15 protein-coding genes are annotated in these 18,602 nt (G+C 43.6%); 7 read left to right on the top strand and 8 right to left on the bottom strand.

The annotated features are described in order from the left end of the window. Nucleotides 1-182 precede the first annotated feature (182 nt). The 4 genes from QZX97_RS14160 to QZX97_RS14145 all read right to left on the bottom strand — a co-directional run bounded on the left by QZX97_RS14160 (nucleotide 183) and on the right by QZX97_RS14145 (nucleotide 7,021). The gene (locus tag QZX97_RS14160) at nucleotides 183-1,781 is read right to left on the bottom strand and encodes a hypothetical protein (protein WP_295652070.1); all 1,599 of its coding nucleotides are present in this window, start codon (nucleotides 1,779-1,781) and stop codon (nucleotides 183-185) included. A 9-nt stretch (nucleotides 1,782-1,790) separates the two neighbouring features. Continuing rightward, a complete protein-coding gene (locus QZX97_RS14155; RefSeq protein ID WP_295652068.1) occupies nucleotides 1,791-3,671 on the bottom strand; it encodes a glycosyltransferase family 2 protein in 1,881 nt (626 codons plus the stop codon). Between the two features lie 86 nt (nucleotides 3,672-3,757). Continuing rightward, nucleotides 3,758-5,839, bottom strand: a complete 2,082-nt coding sequence (locus QZX97_RS14150; protein WP_295652066.1) for a cellulose biosynthesis cyclic di-GMP-binding regulatory protein BcsB — start codon at nucleotides 5,837-5,839, stop codon at nucleotides 3,758-3,760. Nucleotides 5,840-5,863: 24 nt separating this feature from the next. After that, on the bottom strand, nucleotides 5,864-7,021 hold the full coding sequence (locus tag QZX97_RS14145; protein WP_295652064.1) for a HAMP domain-containing sensor histidine kinase: 1,158 nt from the start codon (nucleotides 7,019-7,021) through the stop codon (nucleotides 5,864-5,866). Between the two features lie 257 nt (nucleotides 7,022-7,278). On the opposite strand from QZX97_RS14145, the gene QZX97_RS14140 reads away from it, so the two are divergent. Further along, a complete protein-coding gene (locus tag QZX97_RS14140) occupies nucleotides 7,279-8,415 on the top strand; it encodes a cellulase family glycosylhydrolase (RefSeq protein ID WP_295652063.1) in 1,137 nt (378 codons plus the stop codon). A gap of 50 nt (nucleotides 8,416-8,465) precedes the next feature. Continuing rightward, entirely contained in the window at nucleotides 8,466-9,446 is a 981-nt protein-coding gene (locus QZX97_RS14135) for an acyl-ACP desaturase (RefSeq protein WP_295652061.1), read from the top strand. Here QZX97_RS14135 and QZX97_RS14130 read toward each other — a convergent pair. From QZX97_RS14130 to QZX97_RS14115, 4 genes are read right to left on the bottom strand one after another with little or no spacing between them, the layout of a single operon-like run. Then, nucleotides 9,443-10,204, bottom strand: coding sequence for a DUF4846 domain-containing protein (locus QZX97_RS14130; RefSeq protein ID WP_295652059.1), 762 nt, complete (start codon nucleotides 10,202-10,204; stop codon nucleotides 9,443-9,445). The two genes, QZX97_RS14135 and QZX97_RS14130, sit on opposite strands and share 4 nt — an antisense overlap. Before the next feature lie 11 nt (nucleotides 10,205-10,215). Continuing rightward, a complete protein-coding gene (locus QZX97_RS14125; RefSeq protein WP_295652058.1) occupies nucleotides 10,216-11,001 on the bottom strand; it encodes a M15 family metallopeptidase in 786 nt (261 codons plus the stop codon). A 36-nt stretch (nucleotides 11,002-11,037) separates the two neighbouring features. Further along, nucleotides 11,038-13,947 (bottom strand): methylmalonyl-CoA mutase family protein, encoded by a 2,910-nt coding sequence (locus QZX97_RS14120; RefSeq protein WP_295664733.1) that lies wholly within the window; start codon nucleotides 13,945-13,947, stop codon nucleotides 11,038-11,040. A gap of 25 nt (nucleotides 13,948-13,972) precedes the next feature. Beyond that, the gene (locus QZX97_RS14115) at nucleotides 13,973-14,461 is read right to left on the bottom strand and encodes a cobalamin B12-binding domain-containing protein (protein ID WP_295664732.1); all 489 of its coding nucleotides are present in this window, start codon (nucleotides 14,459-14,461) and stop codon (nucleotides 13,973-13,975) included. Between the two features lie 157 nt (nucleotides 14,462-14,618). Between QZX97_RS14115 and QZX97_RS14110 the strand changes: the two genes are divergently transcribed. From QZX97_RS14110 to QZX97_RS14090, 5 genes are all read left to right on the top strand, one after another. After that, nucleotides 14,619-15,575 carry a TIGR01212 family radical SAM protein gene (locus QZX97_RS14110; protein WP_295652054.1) on the top strand — a complete coding sequence of 319 codons (957 nt, stop codon included), beginning with the start codon at nucleotides 14,619-14,621 and terminating at the stop codon, nucleotides 15,573-15,575. Between the two features lie 70 nt (nucleotides 15,576-15,645). Beyond that, on the top strand, nucleotides 15,646-16,356 hold the full coding sequence (locus QZX97_RS14105) for an acyltransferase (protein WP_295652053.1): 711 nt from the start codon (nucleotides 15,646-15,648) through the stop codon (nucleotides 16,354-16,356). A 47-nt stretch (nucleotides 16,357-16,403) separates the two neighbouring features. Beyond that, nucleotides 16,404-16,868 carry a hypothetical protein gene (locus QZX97_RS14100; RefSeq protein ID WP_295652051.1) on the top strand — a complete coding sequence of 155 codons (465 nt, stop codon included), beginning with the start codon at nucleotides 16,404-16,406 and terminating at the stop codon, nucleotides 16,866-16,868. 11 nt (nucleotides 16,869-16,879) lie between these two features. Further along, entirely contained in the window at nucleotides 16,880-17,884 is a 1,005-nt protein-coding gene (locus QZX97_RS14095; protein WP_295652049.1) for a ketoacyl-ACP synthase III, read from the top strand. Nucleotides 17,885-17,927: 43 nt separating this feature from the next. After that, nucleotides 17,928-18,587: an SDR family NAD(P)-dependent oxidoreductase gene (locus tag QZX97_RS14090; protein ID WP_295664731.1), complete on the top strand. Its 660-nt coding sequence runs from the start codon at nucleotides 17,928-17,930 to the stop codon at nucleotides 18,585-18,587. Nucleotides 18,588-18,602: the final 15 nt, after the last annotated feature.

The raw sequence follows: 18,602 nt of genomic DNA, 5'->3' as shown, positions 1-18,602 counted from the left end.
TTTTAATTCTTTAATGTCTGCATCTTCAGTTAAAGCGTATTCGCGTACAAAAGCTAACGCACTAAATAACCCTGTGTGGGTTTCACCGTATTCATTAACAAATTCTGTTGTAAACCTGATGTACATAGTTTTACCTGTACACTAAATAAATAAAAAGGAAGTAGGTGATTGGTACAAACGGGTTAATTTGAAGCGAAAGAAGCTTCTTTATCCCTGATCTTGTAGATGGTCCAATTGTCTGTTTCGTAGGTCTTATCCATCATAATGTTGTTTTTAACTTCCATTACGCCCTTATACTTTTCGTTCAACTGCGTATAGCCGCCAACTGTATTGGTACTGGTGGCCACCAATACATAGTTAACATAAGGCGATGGGTTTTCAATGGCGCTCAAAAATATATCCTGATAGGGCAAAGTCAGCTTATGGATATTCTTAACGTAAGCAACAATGGGATAAGCGTTAGCATCGTCAACCAATACTTTGGAGTTGCGCGGCATACTGTTGATGTACTGCGCTACTTCTATATACTCGTCATATCGGGTGGTGGTAAAGTTATCGTCGGGTTTGGTTTGTCCCTGAGTGGCTACTGTGATAAAGTTTTGCTCACTTTCAATAAATGAATTATCGAGATAAACGTAGCCCGAAACAATCTCGACAAGGATGCATGCCGCGATAAGTAATTTATAGATGTTGTTTTTTGAGACTACTGTACTCTTAAATAACAACGCAATAAAGGAGATAAATATAAAGATGAGATAGTATTGTTGTGTCAAAAATACATCCGGGAACTCGATTTTTAAAAACTCAACCAAAGCCAACGGGATTAGTAAGGTCAAAAAATATTGTATGTTTTGCCTCAATAAAAAGGCAGCAAGTACAATAAGCGGGCAATATATAATTATCCTGATGGTGGTTAAAAAACTAACTTCGGGTAGCCTGTAGTTATCAATAGCCGGTGTTATCGAGCTTTCGAGTTTGGTAATCAATACATTCCAGGTCGAATATGGGTTATCCAGGAAATAGTTAAAATCGTTTGCGTGTGTTTGGTTCAAAATGCGATAACACATTACCGCAATGATGGGCAAAATGAAGATAATGATGTATATGGCGAATGTTTTGTTCACCAGTTTACGCCTTAGCGAAGGGTTGTTAAAGCTTAAAAATAATCTGAATATGGACTGTTTCTCGGCCAGGTTTAAACTTTGTATTGCAATGGATATGATCAACGGAACAAAAAACAAGGTCATCCATATGAACTTATAGTCGCAAAACAACAAAGCCACCAACAAAATACTCGAAATGGAAATGTGGAAGGTGGTATTTGAATGGTAAAAGCGGAAGATATTATAGAAAAAAAGGAAGAAAAAAATCAGGATAATGTAAATGCTTTTACCTGAGCACGCTGTATATAAAATGCCGGGGTGAAATACAAACAACGCAAGCAATACAAACATGAAGAAAGGGTCTTTAGTTGTTTTTTGCGTACATACTGCGATCAAAAAGAACAAAAGGGCGGTACCCAGGGCCGATGCTATAACAGGTGCAAGTGCGTAATTGAAAATAAAGGGCATCATGCCATAAAATGGCAGAATAGGTGATGTTAAACCAATAACCTTCAATCTGTTGCCAAGGCCTTCAAATACAATACGCGCCTTCTCTATATAAAACAGCGACTCATGGTTATAATAGCCCTTATAATGCAGGTTGATGCCAAGCACCAGATAGTATACTGCTAAAACAATGCTGAGAAAAGCTAAATATATAAGGTTGCTTTTTTTCATTTGTTTTACTTATAAAGTAGTTGTAGGGTTTGCACTGCCCACCTGGTTTGTTTTGCTGAGGCCATGATTGGTTTTTTCCCAAAAGAAGGGGTTCACAATCAGCTGATACAAGCCCTTGTAAGCCGCAATGGAATGCATTATCCAATAAACCGGATTAGCCAACGAAAATAAAATCAACTCGTAATACCGGCGTTTAAATACAGCCATCATATTAATATACACCATCAGTACGTTACCTATAATGAGGTTAAATATCGCGATGAACAGCACCCAGTTTGGGAATAGTTGACTGATGAACGAAAAATCGAACACTACGTATGTAAAGAAAATGAACAACAGCACCGGATATATCAAAAACGTTAGCGGAGTAGCGCCAATAAAAAAGTTGAACCCTAAAAAGCCTTTTATACCAACCTTTTTGATCAGTTTTATAGGGTTGCGCATGTGCACTAAATAAGTTTGCATGTAACCCTTTATCCAACGCGAGCGTTGCCTTATCCAGTTAAAAGGCTCATTATTGGCCTCTTCGTAAGTGGTGGAGTTAACAATGGAAACTTTGTAGCCTTTAGAGTAGGCACGCAGGCCCAAATCGGCATCTTCGGTAACGTTAAATGGATCCCAGCCGCCCAATTCAAGCAATTTATCTAACTTAAAGTGGTTGCTGGTGCCGCCAAGAGGTATTGGGATATCTAAGGTATCAAGGCCGGGCAACATATAGTCAAACCAGTATGAGTACTCGAGCGTAAACATACGCGTCAAAAAGTTCTCGTTCCTGTTAAAGTAATTTAGGGCGCATTGTATGCAGATGTAATTATCCGGCAATTTCTCAAACAAGGTAATCACCTTTTTAAGCTGATCGGTATCCGGGATATCCTCGGCATCATAAATGGTGAGATATTTGCCGCGTGAAAAATACAAGCCGTAGTTGCATGCTTTCGGTTTGGTTTTGGGCATGTGGAAAGGTACAACCACCACATCGAATATAGCCGGGAAATTAAGGTCTTTAACCGCATTCAAGGTTTTACTGTCGTCCTCTTCTATCAGTAGCTTAATATCGAGCCGCTCGCGTGGGTAATCCAGACTTTGCAGGTTCCATATCAGTTTTTTTATCAGTTTGTCTTCTTTGTAAACCGGCAATTGTATGGTATATATCGGCAAGTCGTCGTCAATAACATCCCTAACCTCTTCACGGCTAACTGCCTGGTGCATTTCGAACCGCGACCCCATTAAAGCCAAAAATAACTTGAACATAATAGCGATCAGGAAAAACGAACTGACCACAACATTTAAAAATATGGATACCGGTATAAAATTGTAAAAAAGAAAAATTGTGGTTATAGCCAAACCAACAAATATAAATATCAGTTGCTGGGTAGTAAAGGTTGTGGATGCTGAGTTTGCCGGATCACTTTGCCTCAATGCAAATACCGCCGACTTTACATAGTCCTCGCCCAATAATTTGTGGCTCATCCAGCATATGTCAAGATCAGAAGCCAAAATGATGCGGGGTTCCATCCTATAAGTTTCCCTTACAAAATTGATGAACTCCATATCCGTTGGGTCGGCCATCAAGGTCACAACCTGATTATTTTCAATCCTTAATGGTAGGGCAAAAAAATTACAAACGTATTTTAGGTCGAGTTTGCTTAAAACGTTCTCGTCAAAAGCTTCATCGCGCACGTTGTTGGCAAACTGGTAGCCGGCATTTATTAATGAGCGCTCGTAGTTTTTGCGCGAAATATATCCAAAGGTCAGCGCTATTTTTACAAATGAGAGCTCTGTGCGACTTGAAAAATCATTGATCTCGGCAAGATCGTTATTGGTGATAAACTTATCGTTTACCAGGATCTCGTAAACCGGAGCGGTATCCAAAATATTGTTAAACGACATATTTCCGGTTTTAGGTCTGATGGTTAAATTAAAGGATGTATGCGGGTTTCAATGGCCACATACATCCTTTGGTATCCCTTTTAACATTATTCATTAAACGATTCCTGCGATTTTTGCACCCTTGAGCGTACATACAGGAACGATATCAATATCAGCACCAATATCACTAAGAGGATGTACAGGTTATATGCTTCCCAAAATTTGGCAAAGCCACTTTTTGAGTCGGTATATTCCAGATTGTCGCTGTCTTTGCTGATGTTGAACAGGTATTTATTGTTTGCATCGGATATACAGATGTTACTCGATAGGGTGGAGAGCTGATCTGTAATAGATTTGGCAGCCGACAAAAATGCATCTTCCAAATGAGTACCTGTGCCGGTTATAATCAACGTACCATTATTGCCACGCCCGTAAAATATTTGCGCAAGCCCGTTCGACACAGTATCGTTCAGCTCGTATACCACTTTGTTGTTCTCGTTATTGTATAGCCTGAACGATCGGTTGAACTTGATCGGTGCATCAGGGAACTCCGACATCAGCTCGTCGTCTTTTGATAACAGCGCGATGATATTGTTTTTCTTCAATAACGATTTATCCAATTTATCTGAATAAACAAAATCAGGGAAATTGTCGGCGTGTATATTGTTGTTCAATTCATAAATAATCTCGCCGATGGTCGATGCCGCATATTGAGCTGTTTTCCTACTCAATACGATAGTTGTCTTACCCGTATTGAACGCTTCCGGATATTGATAAAAGCTGAGGTTATTTACTATAAAAGGTATTTTAGTTTGCAGGTACGATTGGCTTACGTTTATTTCGCCAAAATAGTTTATAAAACTGTTTTCGCAATTACCGCTGCCAGGGTAAAACCTGAACTCGCACTCCAGGGTATTGAATTTTTGTAACTCGTACCTGTTGATCAATGCCGATGTATTCAGCTTGCCTGTCGGGTCGAGTTTTTCAGTACTGATCAGTATCCCGTTCAGATAGATGTTGAAAAAGCCCCTGTCGGTTACGTTTAAGTTGCTATAGTTACCTACAATTTTAACTTCAATTTCTTTTGGTGTAAAGCTAAAGTCGCTGTTTTTAAACTGGTAAACAGTTTTTAGAGCGCCAATACCTTCCATAAAGGTGGTTAAACCACCCATATCCTTTAATGTCAGCTTCGACCGGCTTTCGTCAATTGTTTTTGTATCTGTGTTTTCCGCTTTGTTGATGATTAGGTAATCGCCATAGCTCGAGTTGATCACGTTGCTGTTGGCCAAAGTGGTAATGGTGTTGATATAGCCCTCTTCGCCGGCTCCGGTGATAAATAAAACCTCTGACGGAACAGGGCGAACCACAGCTGTTTTTATAAAAACAACATGGTTGTTTACAAACTGGTCGCGTACCAGGGTGTCAACTTTTTGTATAACTGTTTTATGCAGGTACAGCAAACCCTGACCTTCTTCGGGTATCACACTTATAAACTGCTTTTTATTATCGGGTATATTGGCCCAATTGCCAACCACTACATAATTGGTCAAACTATCGGGTACCTTGTCGGCCGAATAAACCCCTATTGGTTTTAACTGCGTTTTCTTGAGGCGAGAGTAAACCCATCCTACAGCTTTTAAGTCGGTAAGCGAGGGGTTGCTTGGGTAAACAATAGCCGTTTTAGTATCAAAACAGTTGGATATGTTAACGTTGTTGAAAAAGTTGGTGTTCGATTTGATGAGCGACAGGTAAGAATTTGCCTTTACTTTTACCCACATAGCAGGGTTATCCAGGTCCTTACATTTATCGTCAGAAACCGCCAATAACGTCCTGATTTGAATTTTTAAATAACGTTTATCGTCCGACAAAAACTCTTTGGTTAGGTTAAATGTAAACCGCATGATCGAGTCGGTAGTTAAACGTGTACTGTAAACGGGCTTATCAGCAACAATGATGTTGATGAACGAGCGGTTTTTAATCAAAACCTGCGATGGCTCGATAAACAGTACCAGCTTGCTGCCATTTATTTCGACAGTAGGGTCTAACTTGATAAAATACGATGTAGAACCGCTAACACCCCCGATAACCTCATCTTCGCGCCCTAACGATTTAAAAGACACGATGCTTTGCGCCGATGATATTTTGGCCAAAAAAAGCAGGGAAAATAATATGGTTGTAATTCTCTTCATTTTAATAGTTTATAGTGGGGGTTTTTAGCTGATTACGTTAAATTCTACTCTGAAATAGTTGCCATCATCGTCGCTGCGATAAGTAAGATCGCCGCCCATATCCTGAGCCATCAGTTTGGCTATCGATAAACCTAAACCCAAACGGCTTTCAAAGCTGTTCGACGCGTCGTTCAATGTCCTTAATTTGTTAAACATCAGGTCGAGTTCTTCCTGACCGATTGGCGTGCCTTTGTCAATTATCTCCAATACAAATTTTTGATGCTGCAAAGTGGTAACTACCCTAATCTTATTGTTTGTTTGCGAAAACTTGATGGCGTTCGATAATAGATTTTGGAAAACCTGGCCTGCGAACACTTTATCTAAACGCACATTTAGCGGCAATTTCAAAATATTATCCACCAGTTGTATGTTTTTCATTTGGGCGGTTTCAACCAAGCCCCTCAACACGTGATAAACCTCAGCGTTGATATCAAATATCTCAAGGTTGTATTTTATCTCGGGCGAGTCGATTTCTTTTACGTCCATCAACTTACTCAGCATGTACTGCATTTTCTCGGCCGACTGGGCAATGTAATCAACAAATTCGCGCTGGTCTGAGCTTAACCGGTAATCTTCTTCCTTCACCATGTTGTTGCTCATAATGATGGAGCCGATAAGGTTCTTCAAATCGTGGCCGGCAATATTGATAAAGCTGTTCTTCTGCTCGTCCATTTTACGCAGGCGCTCGTATTGCTCATCAATGATGTTGTTTTTTTGGATAATGTCGCGGTATTGGTCTTTCAACTGGTTGTTCGATTTTTCGAGTAACAGTTGTGTTCTTACTTCGCGCTCAAGCACTTTATAGCGGGCATTGGGTATGAGGCACGATATAACTGTGATGATAATGAAAAACTGCCCGCCGTTGGTAACAAAAAACTCAATGCTGTTGTCGTTAAAAGCCCTAAAGAATATGCCCAGCAATACCAACGATATCAAGGCTTGTATAACCGAGTTGATAGGCTCCCAAAATACCTGAACGTTAAAAAACAGCACGATAGCGCCGTAGCTTAAAAAAAAGATGTTCTCCTGTTGCACATCAACCAGGGTGCTCAACATTGCACCTATTATAGAAACAGACAGGAAAGCGAAGTGCAGCAGGATACGATAATTATAATTGTTGCGTTGGAATAGATTATATAACATGTAAATCAACATGATTATAATTATCCTTGCAATAAAAAACTGAACCCAGTATTTGTTGAGGTAAACAAAATCGAGAACACTAAAAACAGGGAAAACAAAAATAATGGTCCAAACAATGTTATTTGTTAGGTACCATGCCTTTTTCGAATTTTCCGCAATAAGTTCTTCTTTATTTAGTTGGACAAACATCGGTATTGGTTTAGATTAATTTTATTGCAAAATGCGAAACTATTTCGGTGCTTAAATTACAAATAACTATGAGCCATTTAAAATTTTGCGGCGTTATAAAATCGTTAATTGTATTAACAATTTTTCAAATAGTGCACATATCGCAACCTTTACAGGCAAAAACCAGACCATTGCCGCCCGATTCGAGAGCAGCGCTCTTTAAAAAAGCACAAAAACTCGATAACGGGATGAACATATCGTGGTTGGAACAAACCTGGAAGAAAGATATGCTAAGCGATAGCACAATAACCGACAACGATTTTGTATTGTTAAAAAAACTTGGCTTTAAAACCATCAGGTTGCCCGTAGCTTTCACCTGGTTCGAAAATAAGAACATACCGTTGGAAGAAGTTTTAAATCGGGTTACCGAAGTTTGGAACGAATGTAAAAAGCACGACCTCAATTTAATTATCGATTACCACGCAGGCAACCTCAAAAACGACAACTATTCCGCCGAAACGCCTAAAATCATCGATTTGTGGCAAAAAGTAGCTCGAAAATACTTCGCGGAAAGCGACGATAAATTGTTTTTTGAAATTTATAACGAGCCAACGGTATCTCAACAGATATGGAAAGATGCCGCCTACAACATTGTTCAAGGCATCCGAAAAGTGGATAAAAAACGAACCCTTTTGGTGGGCGCAACCAATTATAACAGCATTTACGAGCTGAGCAAATTTGTGCGCCTGGCCGATGAAAACATTATTTATTCTTTTCATTTTTACGAACCTTTTTTGTTTACCCATCAGGGCGCCGGCTGGATGGGCGACCCGTCGGCAACCATCGGGGTGGCATTTCCTTATAGTGTGGAAAATTTTCCAACAATCAATCCCAAAACAAAAAGCACCTACGGCGAAAGTGATTACAATAAATATCCCCGCGATGGCAACGAACAATCCATCAACGATAAGTTGAAAGGTTACGCAAAATCCTGGTCGGATAAATACTATGTACCTGTTGTTTGTACCGAGTACGGGGCTTTTAACGAACATGCCGACCTGGATAGCCGCTGCCGGTATATTAAAGCCACCCGTAACGCGCTCAAAGCCTTAAAAATACCGGGCATTATTTGGGAATATAACGGTAATTTCTCGTTGTTTAGCGGTGCCCCTTCGTTGGATAACCTGCCCGATTGTATGAAGGACGCGATAGATTACCATAATTGACGCTGTGTAATTTGGTTTAAATACTTAGCTTTGCTAAACAATATTATAACATGAAATTTTTGGTAGAGCAACGCAGGGAGGTAATGCAACACATTGAGAAATATATGCTCGAGAAGATGTTTACCTATTTGAAACCCGTTGAAGAGATTTGGCAACCTTCCGATTTTTTACCCGACTCGACAAAGGATACCTTTTTTTCGGATATAAAAGAACTACAAGAAACATCAAAAGGCCTTTCGTACGACTTGCTCGCCGTTTTGGTTGGCGATACCATTACCGAAGAAGCTTTGCCTACCTACGAGTCGTGGTTGACCATGGTTGATGGTGTTTCGCGTAACGAAGATGGTGGCTGGATGAAATGGACCCGCCACTGGACCGCCGAAGAAAACCGCCACGGCGACCTGCTCAACAAATACCTTTACTTGACAGGCCGCATTGACATGCGCGCAATGGAAGTGTCTACTCAGTATTTAATTGCCGATGGTTTTGACATCGGTACCGGCTCCGACCCGTACCGCAACTTTATTTATACCTCTTTCCAGGAAATGGCGACCAATGTGAGCCACCGCCGGGTAGCCAGTTTGGCTAAAAAGGATGGTGATGCACTCCTATCAAAAATGTGTGGGGTTATAGCTGCCGACGAGGCTCGCCACGCCAAGGCATACAAACATTTTATACAACGCATATTTGAGGTTGACCCAAGCGAAGCCATGTTGGCCTTTGAGGATATGATGCGCCAGAAAATTGTAATGCCCGCACACTTTTTGCGCGAAGTGGGCATGAAAATAGGCCAAACCTTTGGCCACTTTACCGATGCCGCGCAGCGCTTAGGCGTTTATACCGCTATAGATTACGTGGACATTTTGAAAGAACTGATACAGGAGTGGCAGATAGAGAACATGACCGGTTTAACCGAAGCAGGCGAAAAAGCCCGCGATTACTTGGTTAAACTGCCCGATCGCCTGATACGCATTGCCGAACGTATGAAGAACCCTGGTTTGGAGTACAAGTTCAGTTGGATCAGTATTTAATCGAATCTTTTCAAATAACCCACATCTATTAATTCGCCGTAAGGTATTTGAGCGGTTTTGCTCAGGCTAAACCATGGCGAAGTATCGCGCAGCACCTGGATATTTTGCGCAGGCATATAACTTTGCGCGATGGTGAACACCTTGTTCCCTTGCGCGTTTTGCGCCACGGCCATCACCACAAAACAATGCCCCGGCGAACCGCCCCTGATAAATACATCCCCGGCCTGTATGTCGGTCGTATTAGCTACATTTTTCAATTCTTTATCCAGCGACAGGGTACAGGCATACTCAAAAACCAGTTTCATGTATCGCATAAACGCGGGATAGCTGTAGTCTTTTGTAGCAATAAGTGCCCACTTGTTGTTTTTGTAGCGGTAGCCGTCGGCATAATGCACATAATCGCACAAAAAGCCGTTCACAAAATGGAAGGCAATTTCACCGTACCGTTTCTGTTGGTAAAGGTACTCGCCCCGAAGGCGCATTATGGCATCCGCGCATTGTTGCAGGTCTTCATTGCCAACGCTAATATCAACTACGGCCGCGGTATAGGCATCGGTAGCGGCAATAGCGCCGGTATAGGTTTTGGTATGGGCGCCAACAGGTTTAAGCGGCAGGTTTTGCAGGTAAGCGCCAAAGCTTCCGGTAGCGGGCTTTATCAACTCATAACCCGCAGGCGCCTTAAACCGGGTGATGACCGTATCTGCTGGTGCTATGGCCGCGCACCATATTAACAAGCTAAAAGTTAAGAGGCTTTTCATGCTGATGGTTTTTAATTGAGCAGCTCGGGACGGTATTCAAAATGCATGGTATCATAATGGTACCATTTGCCGCCCCATATAAAACCATGTTTTTCAAATATATCCACAATAATTTGTGGTATCCGGTTTCTGTACGTAACGTCGGCATCTTCGTTTTTGCATTTGCAGTCCCACTGCCAATAGTTGGTATAATCGGTGTTAATATCCATCGTCATTCCGAAGCTATGCGTGCTATGGCGATTGGTGCCGCTAATGTTGCGCCAGGCGAAGGTGCCGGCAATATTGACGAGATATTGCTTTAGTTCAGGATGCTCGTCCAGTTCGTTCGATATTTCGGTGAATTTTTTATCGATGCCGTTGATTTTCGTTACCATGATTTTTTGACCAACCAATTTAGGGCACCACGTTATTTCGGTTAAGTTACCGCGTACGGCAGCTTCGGTTTGCCCATACATTTTTAAGAAGAAAGCCTCGTTGCGTATACGTCCCGGGTCGGAGTTTTTGGTAGGTGGACTAGCCATAGCGCCCTTTTCATATTTCTGTCCGAACATATCCTTTATATCCGGCTCGTCTAACAATTGCTGGAAAGGTTTATCCTTCACGCCATCGTCCCATAACAAGCGGGCTTTGTCCTTTAGCAGGATATGGTTATCGGCAAAACCGACCACAAAATCAGGGTAACAAGCCATCAGCTTTTTAACCTCTATGGGGACGCGTTTCGCCGTTACCGGTTTAGTTGGAGTAGGCGCTGCAAAAAATAAACCTGCTAATACGAATATTGTAATGCTTGTCTTCATGATTAATTTCTCATCCCCCTTTAGGGGCCCGGGGGGCTACATATTCCTCCTATACTGCCCGCCCACTTCATACAGCGCATGTGATATTTGCCCTAAGGAGCAATATTTACAGGCTTCCATCAGGCTCTCAAAAATATTCTCGCCGGCAACGGCTGTTTTTTGCAGGTTTTTGAGCAGCTGCGGCGCGCGGCTTTCATTACGGTGCTTAAAGGCCTCAAGGGCCGATATCTGGTATTGCTTTTCCTCTTCGGTGGCGCGTATCACTTCCGATGGGATAATGGTTGGCGAGCCGTTCTTGTTCAAAAAGGTGTTTACGCCTACTATCGGGTATTCGCCGGTATGTTTCAGCGTTTCGTAGTACAATGATTCTTCCTGTATCTTACCGCGCTGGTACATGGTCTCCATCGCGCCAAGCACGCCGCCACGGTCGTTGATGCGTTTAAACTCGGCGAGTACGGCGTTCTCTACCAGGTCGGTCAGCTCTTCGATGATGAAGGCGCCCTGTATCGGGTTCTCGTTTTTGGCCAAGCCTAACTCACGGTTGATGATGAGTTGTATGGCCATGGCCCTGCGTACCGATTCTTCGGTAGGGGTAGTGATGGCCTCATCGTAAGCATTGGTATGCAGCGAGTTGCAGTTATCGTAAATAGCATACAAGGCCTGCAGCGTGGTGCGGATATCGTTAAAGTCGATCTCTTGCGCGTGCAGCGAGCGGCCGCTGGTCTGGATATGGTATTTCAATTTTTGCGCCCTGTCGTTGCCCTTGTACTTGTTTTTCATGGCCTTAGCCCAGATGCGCCTCGCCACGCGACCAATCACCGAATATTCCGGGTCGATGCCGTTACTAAAGAAGAAGGATAGGTTTGGTGCAAAGTCGTCAATGTTCATCCCACGACTCAGGTAATATTCCACGTAAGTGAAACCATTGCTCAGGGTAAAGGCCAGTTGCGTTATAGGGTTAGCGCCCGCCTCGGCAATATGGTAACCCGATATGGATACCGAGTAAAAGTTACGCACCTTTTCGCTGATAAAATACTGCTGTATATCGCCCATCATCCGCAGCGCGAACTCGGTAGAGAAGATACAGGTATTTTGCGCCTGGTCTTCCTTTAATATATCGGCCTGCACGGTTCCCCTTACGGTGGATATGGCGTGCGCTCTTATTTTAGCATATACATCGGCAGGCAGCACCTGGTCGCCGGTAAGGCCCAAAAGCATTAAGCCTAAGCCGCTGTTGCCTTCCGGGAGGGTAGGGTCGGTCGCGCCATAATGTGGGCGCTTGAGTTTTTTATCATCGTAGTTGGCTTTAAAGGCTGCTTCAACCAAATGCTCCAATTTGTGGTCGATGATATATTTCTCGCATTGCTGGTCAATAGCCGCGTTCATAAAAAAGCCCAACAGCATAGGCGCGGGGCCATTAATGGTCATGGATACCGAGGTAGCCGCATGGCACAAATCAAAACCCGAATACAGTTTCTTCGCATCATCCAGCGTAGCGATGCTCACGCCCGAGTTGCCTATCTTACCATAAATATCGGGCCGCAAATGCGGGTCTTCCCCGTAAAGGGTAACCGAATCGAAAGCGGTGGATAGCCTGTGTGCGGGTTGCCCCAGCGACACGTAATGAAAACGCTTATTGGTACGCTCCGGCCCGCCTTCGCCGGCAAACATACGGGTTGGGTCTTCTCCCTCTCGCTTCAGCGGGAATACACCTGCCGCATAGGGGAACTCGCCGGGTACATTCTCGGTTAATAACCAGCGCAAAACATCGCCCCATGCCTCATATTTAGGCAACGATATTTTTGGCACCCGCAATTGCGATAACGAGGTATAATACAAAGGCTGTTTGATTTCCTTATCGCGTACCTTATAGATGAAGTTATCGGCTTTATAGGTCTCGATGGTTTGTGGCCATTCGCGCAATAACTTGCGGCATTCGGCGTCAAGGCTTTCTTCTAAATGGGTGTAAATATCCTGCAAAGCCCCCTCTAAATCTCCCCCGGTAGGGGAGACTTTTTGATTTGCTTTTAAAGCCCTCCCTTCCGGGGAGGGTTTGGGTGGGGCTGTCAATTCCATCACACCCTTCACCTGGAATAGTTGTTGGGCTATCTTACATTGCGCATCCACCCATTCATTATACGCCGCGCTGCTTTCTGCAATTTCGGCAAGGTAGCGGGTACGGTCTGGGGGGATAATGTAAGATTTTTCAGCATCCTCGCCTACCATTTCGTTTTTGGTGCGGAAGTCGACGCCAGTTTTTGCTTTGATGGTTTTGATAAGCGCTACAAACAGACTGTTCATCCCCGGATCGTTAAACTGCGATGCCATGGTGCCAAAAACCGGCAGGTCGCTATCCTTCGCGTCAAAAAGCTGGTGGTTGCGTTTGTATTGTTTCTTTACATCGCGTAACGCATCCAAAGCACCCCGCTTGTCGAACTTGTTGAGTACCACAATATCAGCGAAGTCCAGCATGTCTATCTTTTCCAACTGCGTGGCGGCGCCAAACTCTGGGGTCATCACATATAAGGACAAGTCGCAATAATCCGTGATCATCGTATCAGACTGACCGATACCCGATGTTTCCACAATGATCAAATCGTAACCGGCCGCTTTACAAATATCTATAGCTTCCTGTACATATTTCGACAAAGCCAAATTAGCCTGCCTGGTAGCCAGCGAGCGCATATAGACGCGCGGACTGTTAATAGAGTTCATCCGTATCCTGTCGCCCAATAGCGCGCCGCCCGTTTTGCGTTTGGATGGGTCGACAGAGATAATGGCCAGCGTTTTATCCGTTTCCATCAAATAACGGCGCACCAGTTCATCCACTAAGGACGATTTACCCGCGCCGCCCGTGCCGGTTATCCCTAAAACGGGTATCTCTTTATTGGTTATTTTTTTGAGTTCGGTTAAAAACCCGGCGTTCGATGGATAGTTCTCCACCACGCTGATGGCTGTCGCGATTGCTTTATTATCTTTTTTTGGGAAGATATTTCATCTCGCCATTCAGGTGCGATGTAATGGGTGTATCGCATTGGCGCATCATATCGTTTATCATGCCCTGCAAACCCATGTGCCGGCCGTCATCGGGCGAGTAAATGCGTGCGATACCGTAGTCCTGTAATTCTTTTATCTCGTGTGGCAATATCACCCCGCCGCCGCCGCCAAATATTTTTATATGGCCCGCGCCGCGTTCTTTCAGCAGGTCGTAAATGTATTTAAAATACTCGATGTGCCCGCCTTGGTATGATGTTAAAGCAATGCCCTGCACATCTTCCTGTATGGCGCAATTTACCACCTCGTCAACCGAACGGTTATGGCCTAAATGTATCACTTCGGCCCCGCTCGATTGCAAAATACGGCGCATGATATTGATGGTAGCGTCGTGCCCGTCGAACAACGAGGTAGCAGTTACAAAGCGAATTTTATTCTGTGGTTTATAAACGGAAACGGCGTCCATACTATAATCGGTTAGTAATACAAAATTAACCAAAATAACTGAGATAGATTCAAGAATCAAGATGCAAGAATTAAGACTGAAAGCTACGTCTCGATGACGGTGCATGTCTTGGTTCTTGATTCTTGGCTCTTGATTCTTAATCCGTATCTTTGCGCCAATGCAAGCAGAATTGACACCGGTAGCCGAAGGCTTTAAAACTTACAATAATTACGGCGCCTGGCTGCGTAAAAAGTATAATGGCCAGCGAGTTTTTAAGGTAATTGTTGATGGCGGCTTTACCTGCCCCAACCGCGATGGCTCCAGAGGCTTTGGCGGTTGCACCTACTGCAATGTCGATTCCTTTACGCCCACTGTCTCGCGCGAAAACCCATCTATCCGCGAGCAGGTGATAAAAGGCATGGAACGTGCCCGCACAGGTAATAAGGCCGATAAGTTTATCATCTACTTCCAACCCAATACCAATACCTACGCACCTGCGCATTATTTAAAAATGCTGTATGATGAGGCGTTGAGTTACGAGCCCGAAAATATCGTCGGCCTGTCCGTAGGTACCCGCCCCGATTGCATCGATGCCGAAAAGATTGCCTTGCTGGAAAGTTATACCGACCGCTTTGATGTGGACCTGGAAATGGGCATGGAGTCCATCTATGATGAAACCCTCTCGCAATTGAACCGGGGCTGCTCGCACAGCGAATTGCTCAACGCGCTCGAACTGCTCAAAAACTCCAAACTGGATGTCTGCGTGCATACCATCTTCGGCCTGCCGGGCGAAACGAACGAAATGATGCTGAAATATGCCGACGAAATCAACCTTTTCCCGCAAATTAAATTCGTTAAATTCCATCATCTGCATATTGTGGAAGGGTCCATTATGGGCGTAAAATACAAACGCGAACCATTTAAACTGTTTAGCCTGCCGGAGTACACCGACTTTTTATGCGAGCTGTTGCCGCTGGTGCGGGAAGACATCGTGATACAGCGCTTATTTGGCCTGTCGGACCGCGACCTGCTCATCGCACCCGACTGGGGCCTCAAAAAATCGGAAATACAACATTTTATCGACGAAACTATTCGCAAAAGAGGGATTATTCAAGGGTCTGCACTATCTTTATAGCAGCGTACCGATTTTGCGGTATCGATTTTGCAAAATACCTATTGATTAATTACTTAGCACAACCGGAACTTTGTCACAAAAAGCGCTGCAAAATTACATTCCTGCATTAACAGGCGTACGGGCCATGGCTGCTTACCTGGTGTTCATATCGCATTTTCATGATATTTTTGATGAAAATCTTCCCCACTATGTGCAAGCTTTTTTCCGTGAGTTCCACATTGGCGTTACCATTTTCTTCGTGCTTTCGGGTTTTTTGATTGCTTTCCGCTATTACGATAATTTTTCGCTAACCAGCGATTGGTTTAAGCAATACTTAAAAAACAGGGTGGCGCGCATCTATCCCATGTACTTTTTGCTCACCATTTGCGCGTTCATTGCTTACTCGGTAACAAAAGAGCCGAGTGTTTTAAATGGCTTTAACCACCCAATCGCCGTGTTTTTAATGAATATTACATTTGTCCGTGGTTTTTTCGACCAGTTTAAGTTTACGGGCATTGGCCAGGGCTGGTCGCTCACGGTGGAAGAGTGTTTTTATTTTTCGGCGCCGCTCATGTTTTTCGCGGCAAAAAAATGGGGTAGGTTTTATTTGCAACCCTTCATCATTACAGGTTTTGGCTTTGTTTTGGTATTGATATTCAGGAATATAAACTGGTATGGTTTCTTCGGCAACTTTACCTTTATGATGCTGAATACGTTTTTCGGCAGGTGTTTTGAGTTTTTTTCGGGAATATTATTGGCTCTTTATGTTAAGCGCAAAGGTTTCGAACGAAAGAACGGGTAAGCTTTACGTACTTCGGCTTTTTTTTGATATTCTTTTGCGTGGGCATCATGTCGGTATTGCCGATCTTGCCGGGTAACGGGTTTGGTCAGCAACACCCTTTTGGTATCATTACCAACAACTATTTGCTGGCAGCATCGATAACGCTGTTCTTTTACGGACTGCTTACCGAAGCGAGTTTTTTGAAACGGATACTGGCCAACCCCTTTGTTGAACTATTGGGGAAAAGCTCGTATATATTTTATTTGATACATTTAGGCTTTATTTACAGCATGTTTCATTTTTCGGTAAACTGGTTAAACGATGCCATTTTTGCGCTTTACGACAAGTGGAATATCAGCTGGCAGCATACACCATTCGAAAATGACACTTTGAATTTGGTGTATATATTCATCGCCATAAACGGCGTAGCCATTTTGCTGTATAAAAATATTGAAGAGCCTTTAAACCATTATATACGCAAGTCGGGTTTTTTACTGCCTTATAAAAAGCAAAGCGCCGAACTGCAGAACTAAAATTTAAGAACATGGGAGTAGCCATAAAAAGTATCGGTCATTTTATACCCGAAACACGTATAACCAACGTGGAGCTGGGTGCCCGTTTAAATATGGACAGTGATGTAATTGCTGAGAAGACGGGTATATTGGAGCGCCGTATATTTAATGAAGGCGCAACTTCAGACATGATTGTTAACGCGGCCAAAATATGCCTTTCGGCTTGCGGTATGGACGTGTTGGATGTAGAATGCATCATCGTAGCCACCATGACGGCCGATTTCCCTTGCCCGTCCACAGCGGCAGTGGTTCACCATAAACTGGGTACCAAAAACGCCTGGGGTTTTGATGCCATGGCGGCTTGCAGCGGTTTCTTGTACGGATTTGAAATAGGTTCGGCCTTGTTAAACTCGCGCCAGTACAAAAACGTGTTGTTGTGCGCTGCCGATAAAATGACCAGCATTATCGACCCGATGGATAAAAAGACATCGTTGATTTTCGGCGACGGCGCGGGCGTGGTTTTATTGGAGCATACGGACGATGAACACAACGAAATTATCGATACCATTTGCAAATTAGACAGCACCGACCTGATGAGCGTTAGCGCTTGCGATGGTGGCAGCAAGAACCCCATTACGCCCGAAACCTTGGTCAATACCAACCACTTTATGAAGTTTACTTCGCGTGGTATATTTAGCGGCGGGATAGCCTTGTTTAAAGAAGTGATATTGGAAGTGATGGGCAAAAACCATTTAACTTTCGACGATATTGATTATATTGTACCGCACCAAGCCAATAAACGTATGTTGGAAGGCTTGGCTGCCGAGTTAAATTTACCTATCAGTAAGTTTATCATCAACATCGAGCACATCGGCAATACAAATTCGGGTTCAATACCGATAGCTTTATCAGAGGCTATAGCCGATGGCCGCATCAGACAGGGCATGAAGATTATAGTGGCCGGCGTTGGCGCGGGCTTTACTTACGGGGCATCCATTATTTCGATTAAACAACCCATTATACACGCATATACATAGTAGCAAAGTAAAATGTATTTATTAACAGGAGCATCAAAAGGGATTGGCAGGCATTTACTGCAAAAACTGGTTCATACAACCGATGAGCCTGTTATCGCTTTTTATAACAGTACCCCCTCCCGATTTTGAACACAAAAACATCACCTGGTGCCAGGTTGACCTGAACAGCTTTGAGGAAACCGAAAAAGCAATGTTGGGCCTGGGTGATAAACTGGCCGATATTAAATTCATCAACTGTGCAGGCGTTAGTTTTAACGCCTATATGCACAAATTCCCCTTGTTGGAGTGGGAGAAGCTGATACACGTTAACCTCACGTCGACCTTTTACATCTGCAAGATATTGCTGCCTTATATGCGCGCTCAGGAATACGGCCGCATTGTTTTTATATCGTCCATTGTTGCACAAACGGGTGTGGCAGGGGCATCGGCCTATGCGGCCAGCAAATCGGGCCTGTGGGGTTTGATGAAGACTGTGGTACAAGAGAACGCCGGTAAAAACATCACGTGCAATACATTGAACCTGGGCTATTTTGATATCGGCCTGATAAGGGAAGTGCCTGAAAAGTATCTGGAGGAACTTAAGAGCCGCATCCCCAACAAAAAACTGGGTAACCCCGACGATATTTTTAAAACGATACAACTATTAATGGATACCACATATATTAACGGAGCCTGCATCGATATTAACGGAGGCCTATATTAATAAAAAAAGGACAAG

The organism is uncultured Mucilaginibacter sp. (genome assembly GCF_903893715.1).
Lineage (GTDB): Bacteria > Bacteroidota > Bacteroidia > Sphingobacteriales > Sphingobacteriaceae > Mucilaginibacter.
This window is presented reverse-complemented; position numbering and strand designations above follow the sequence as displayed.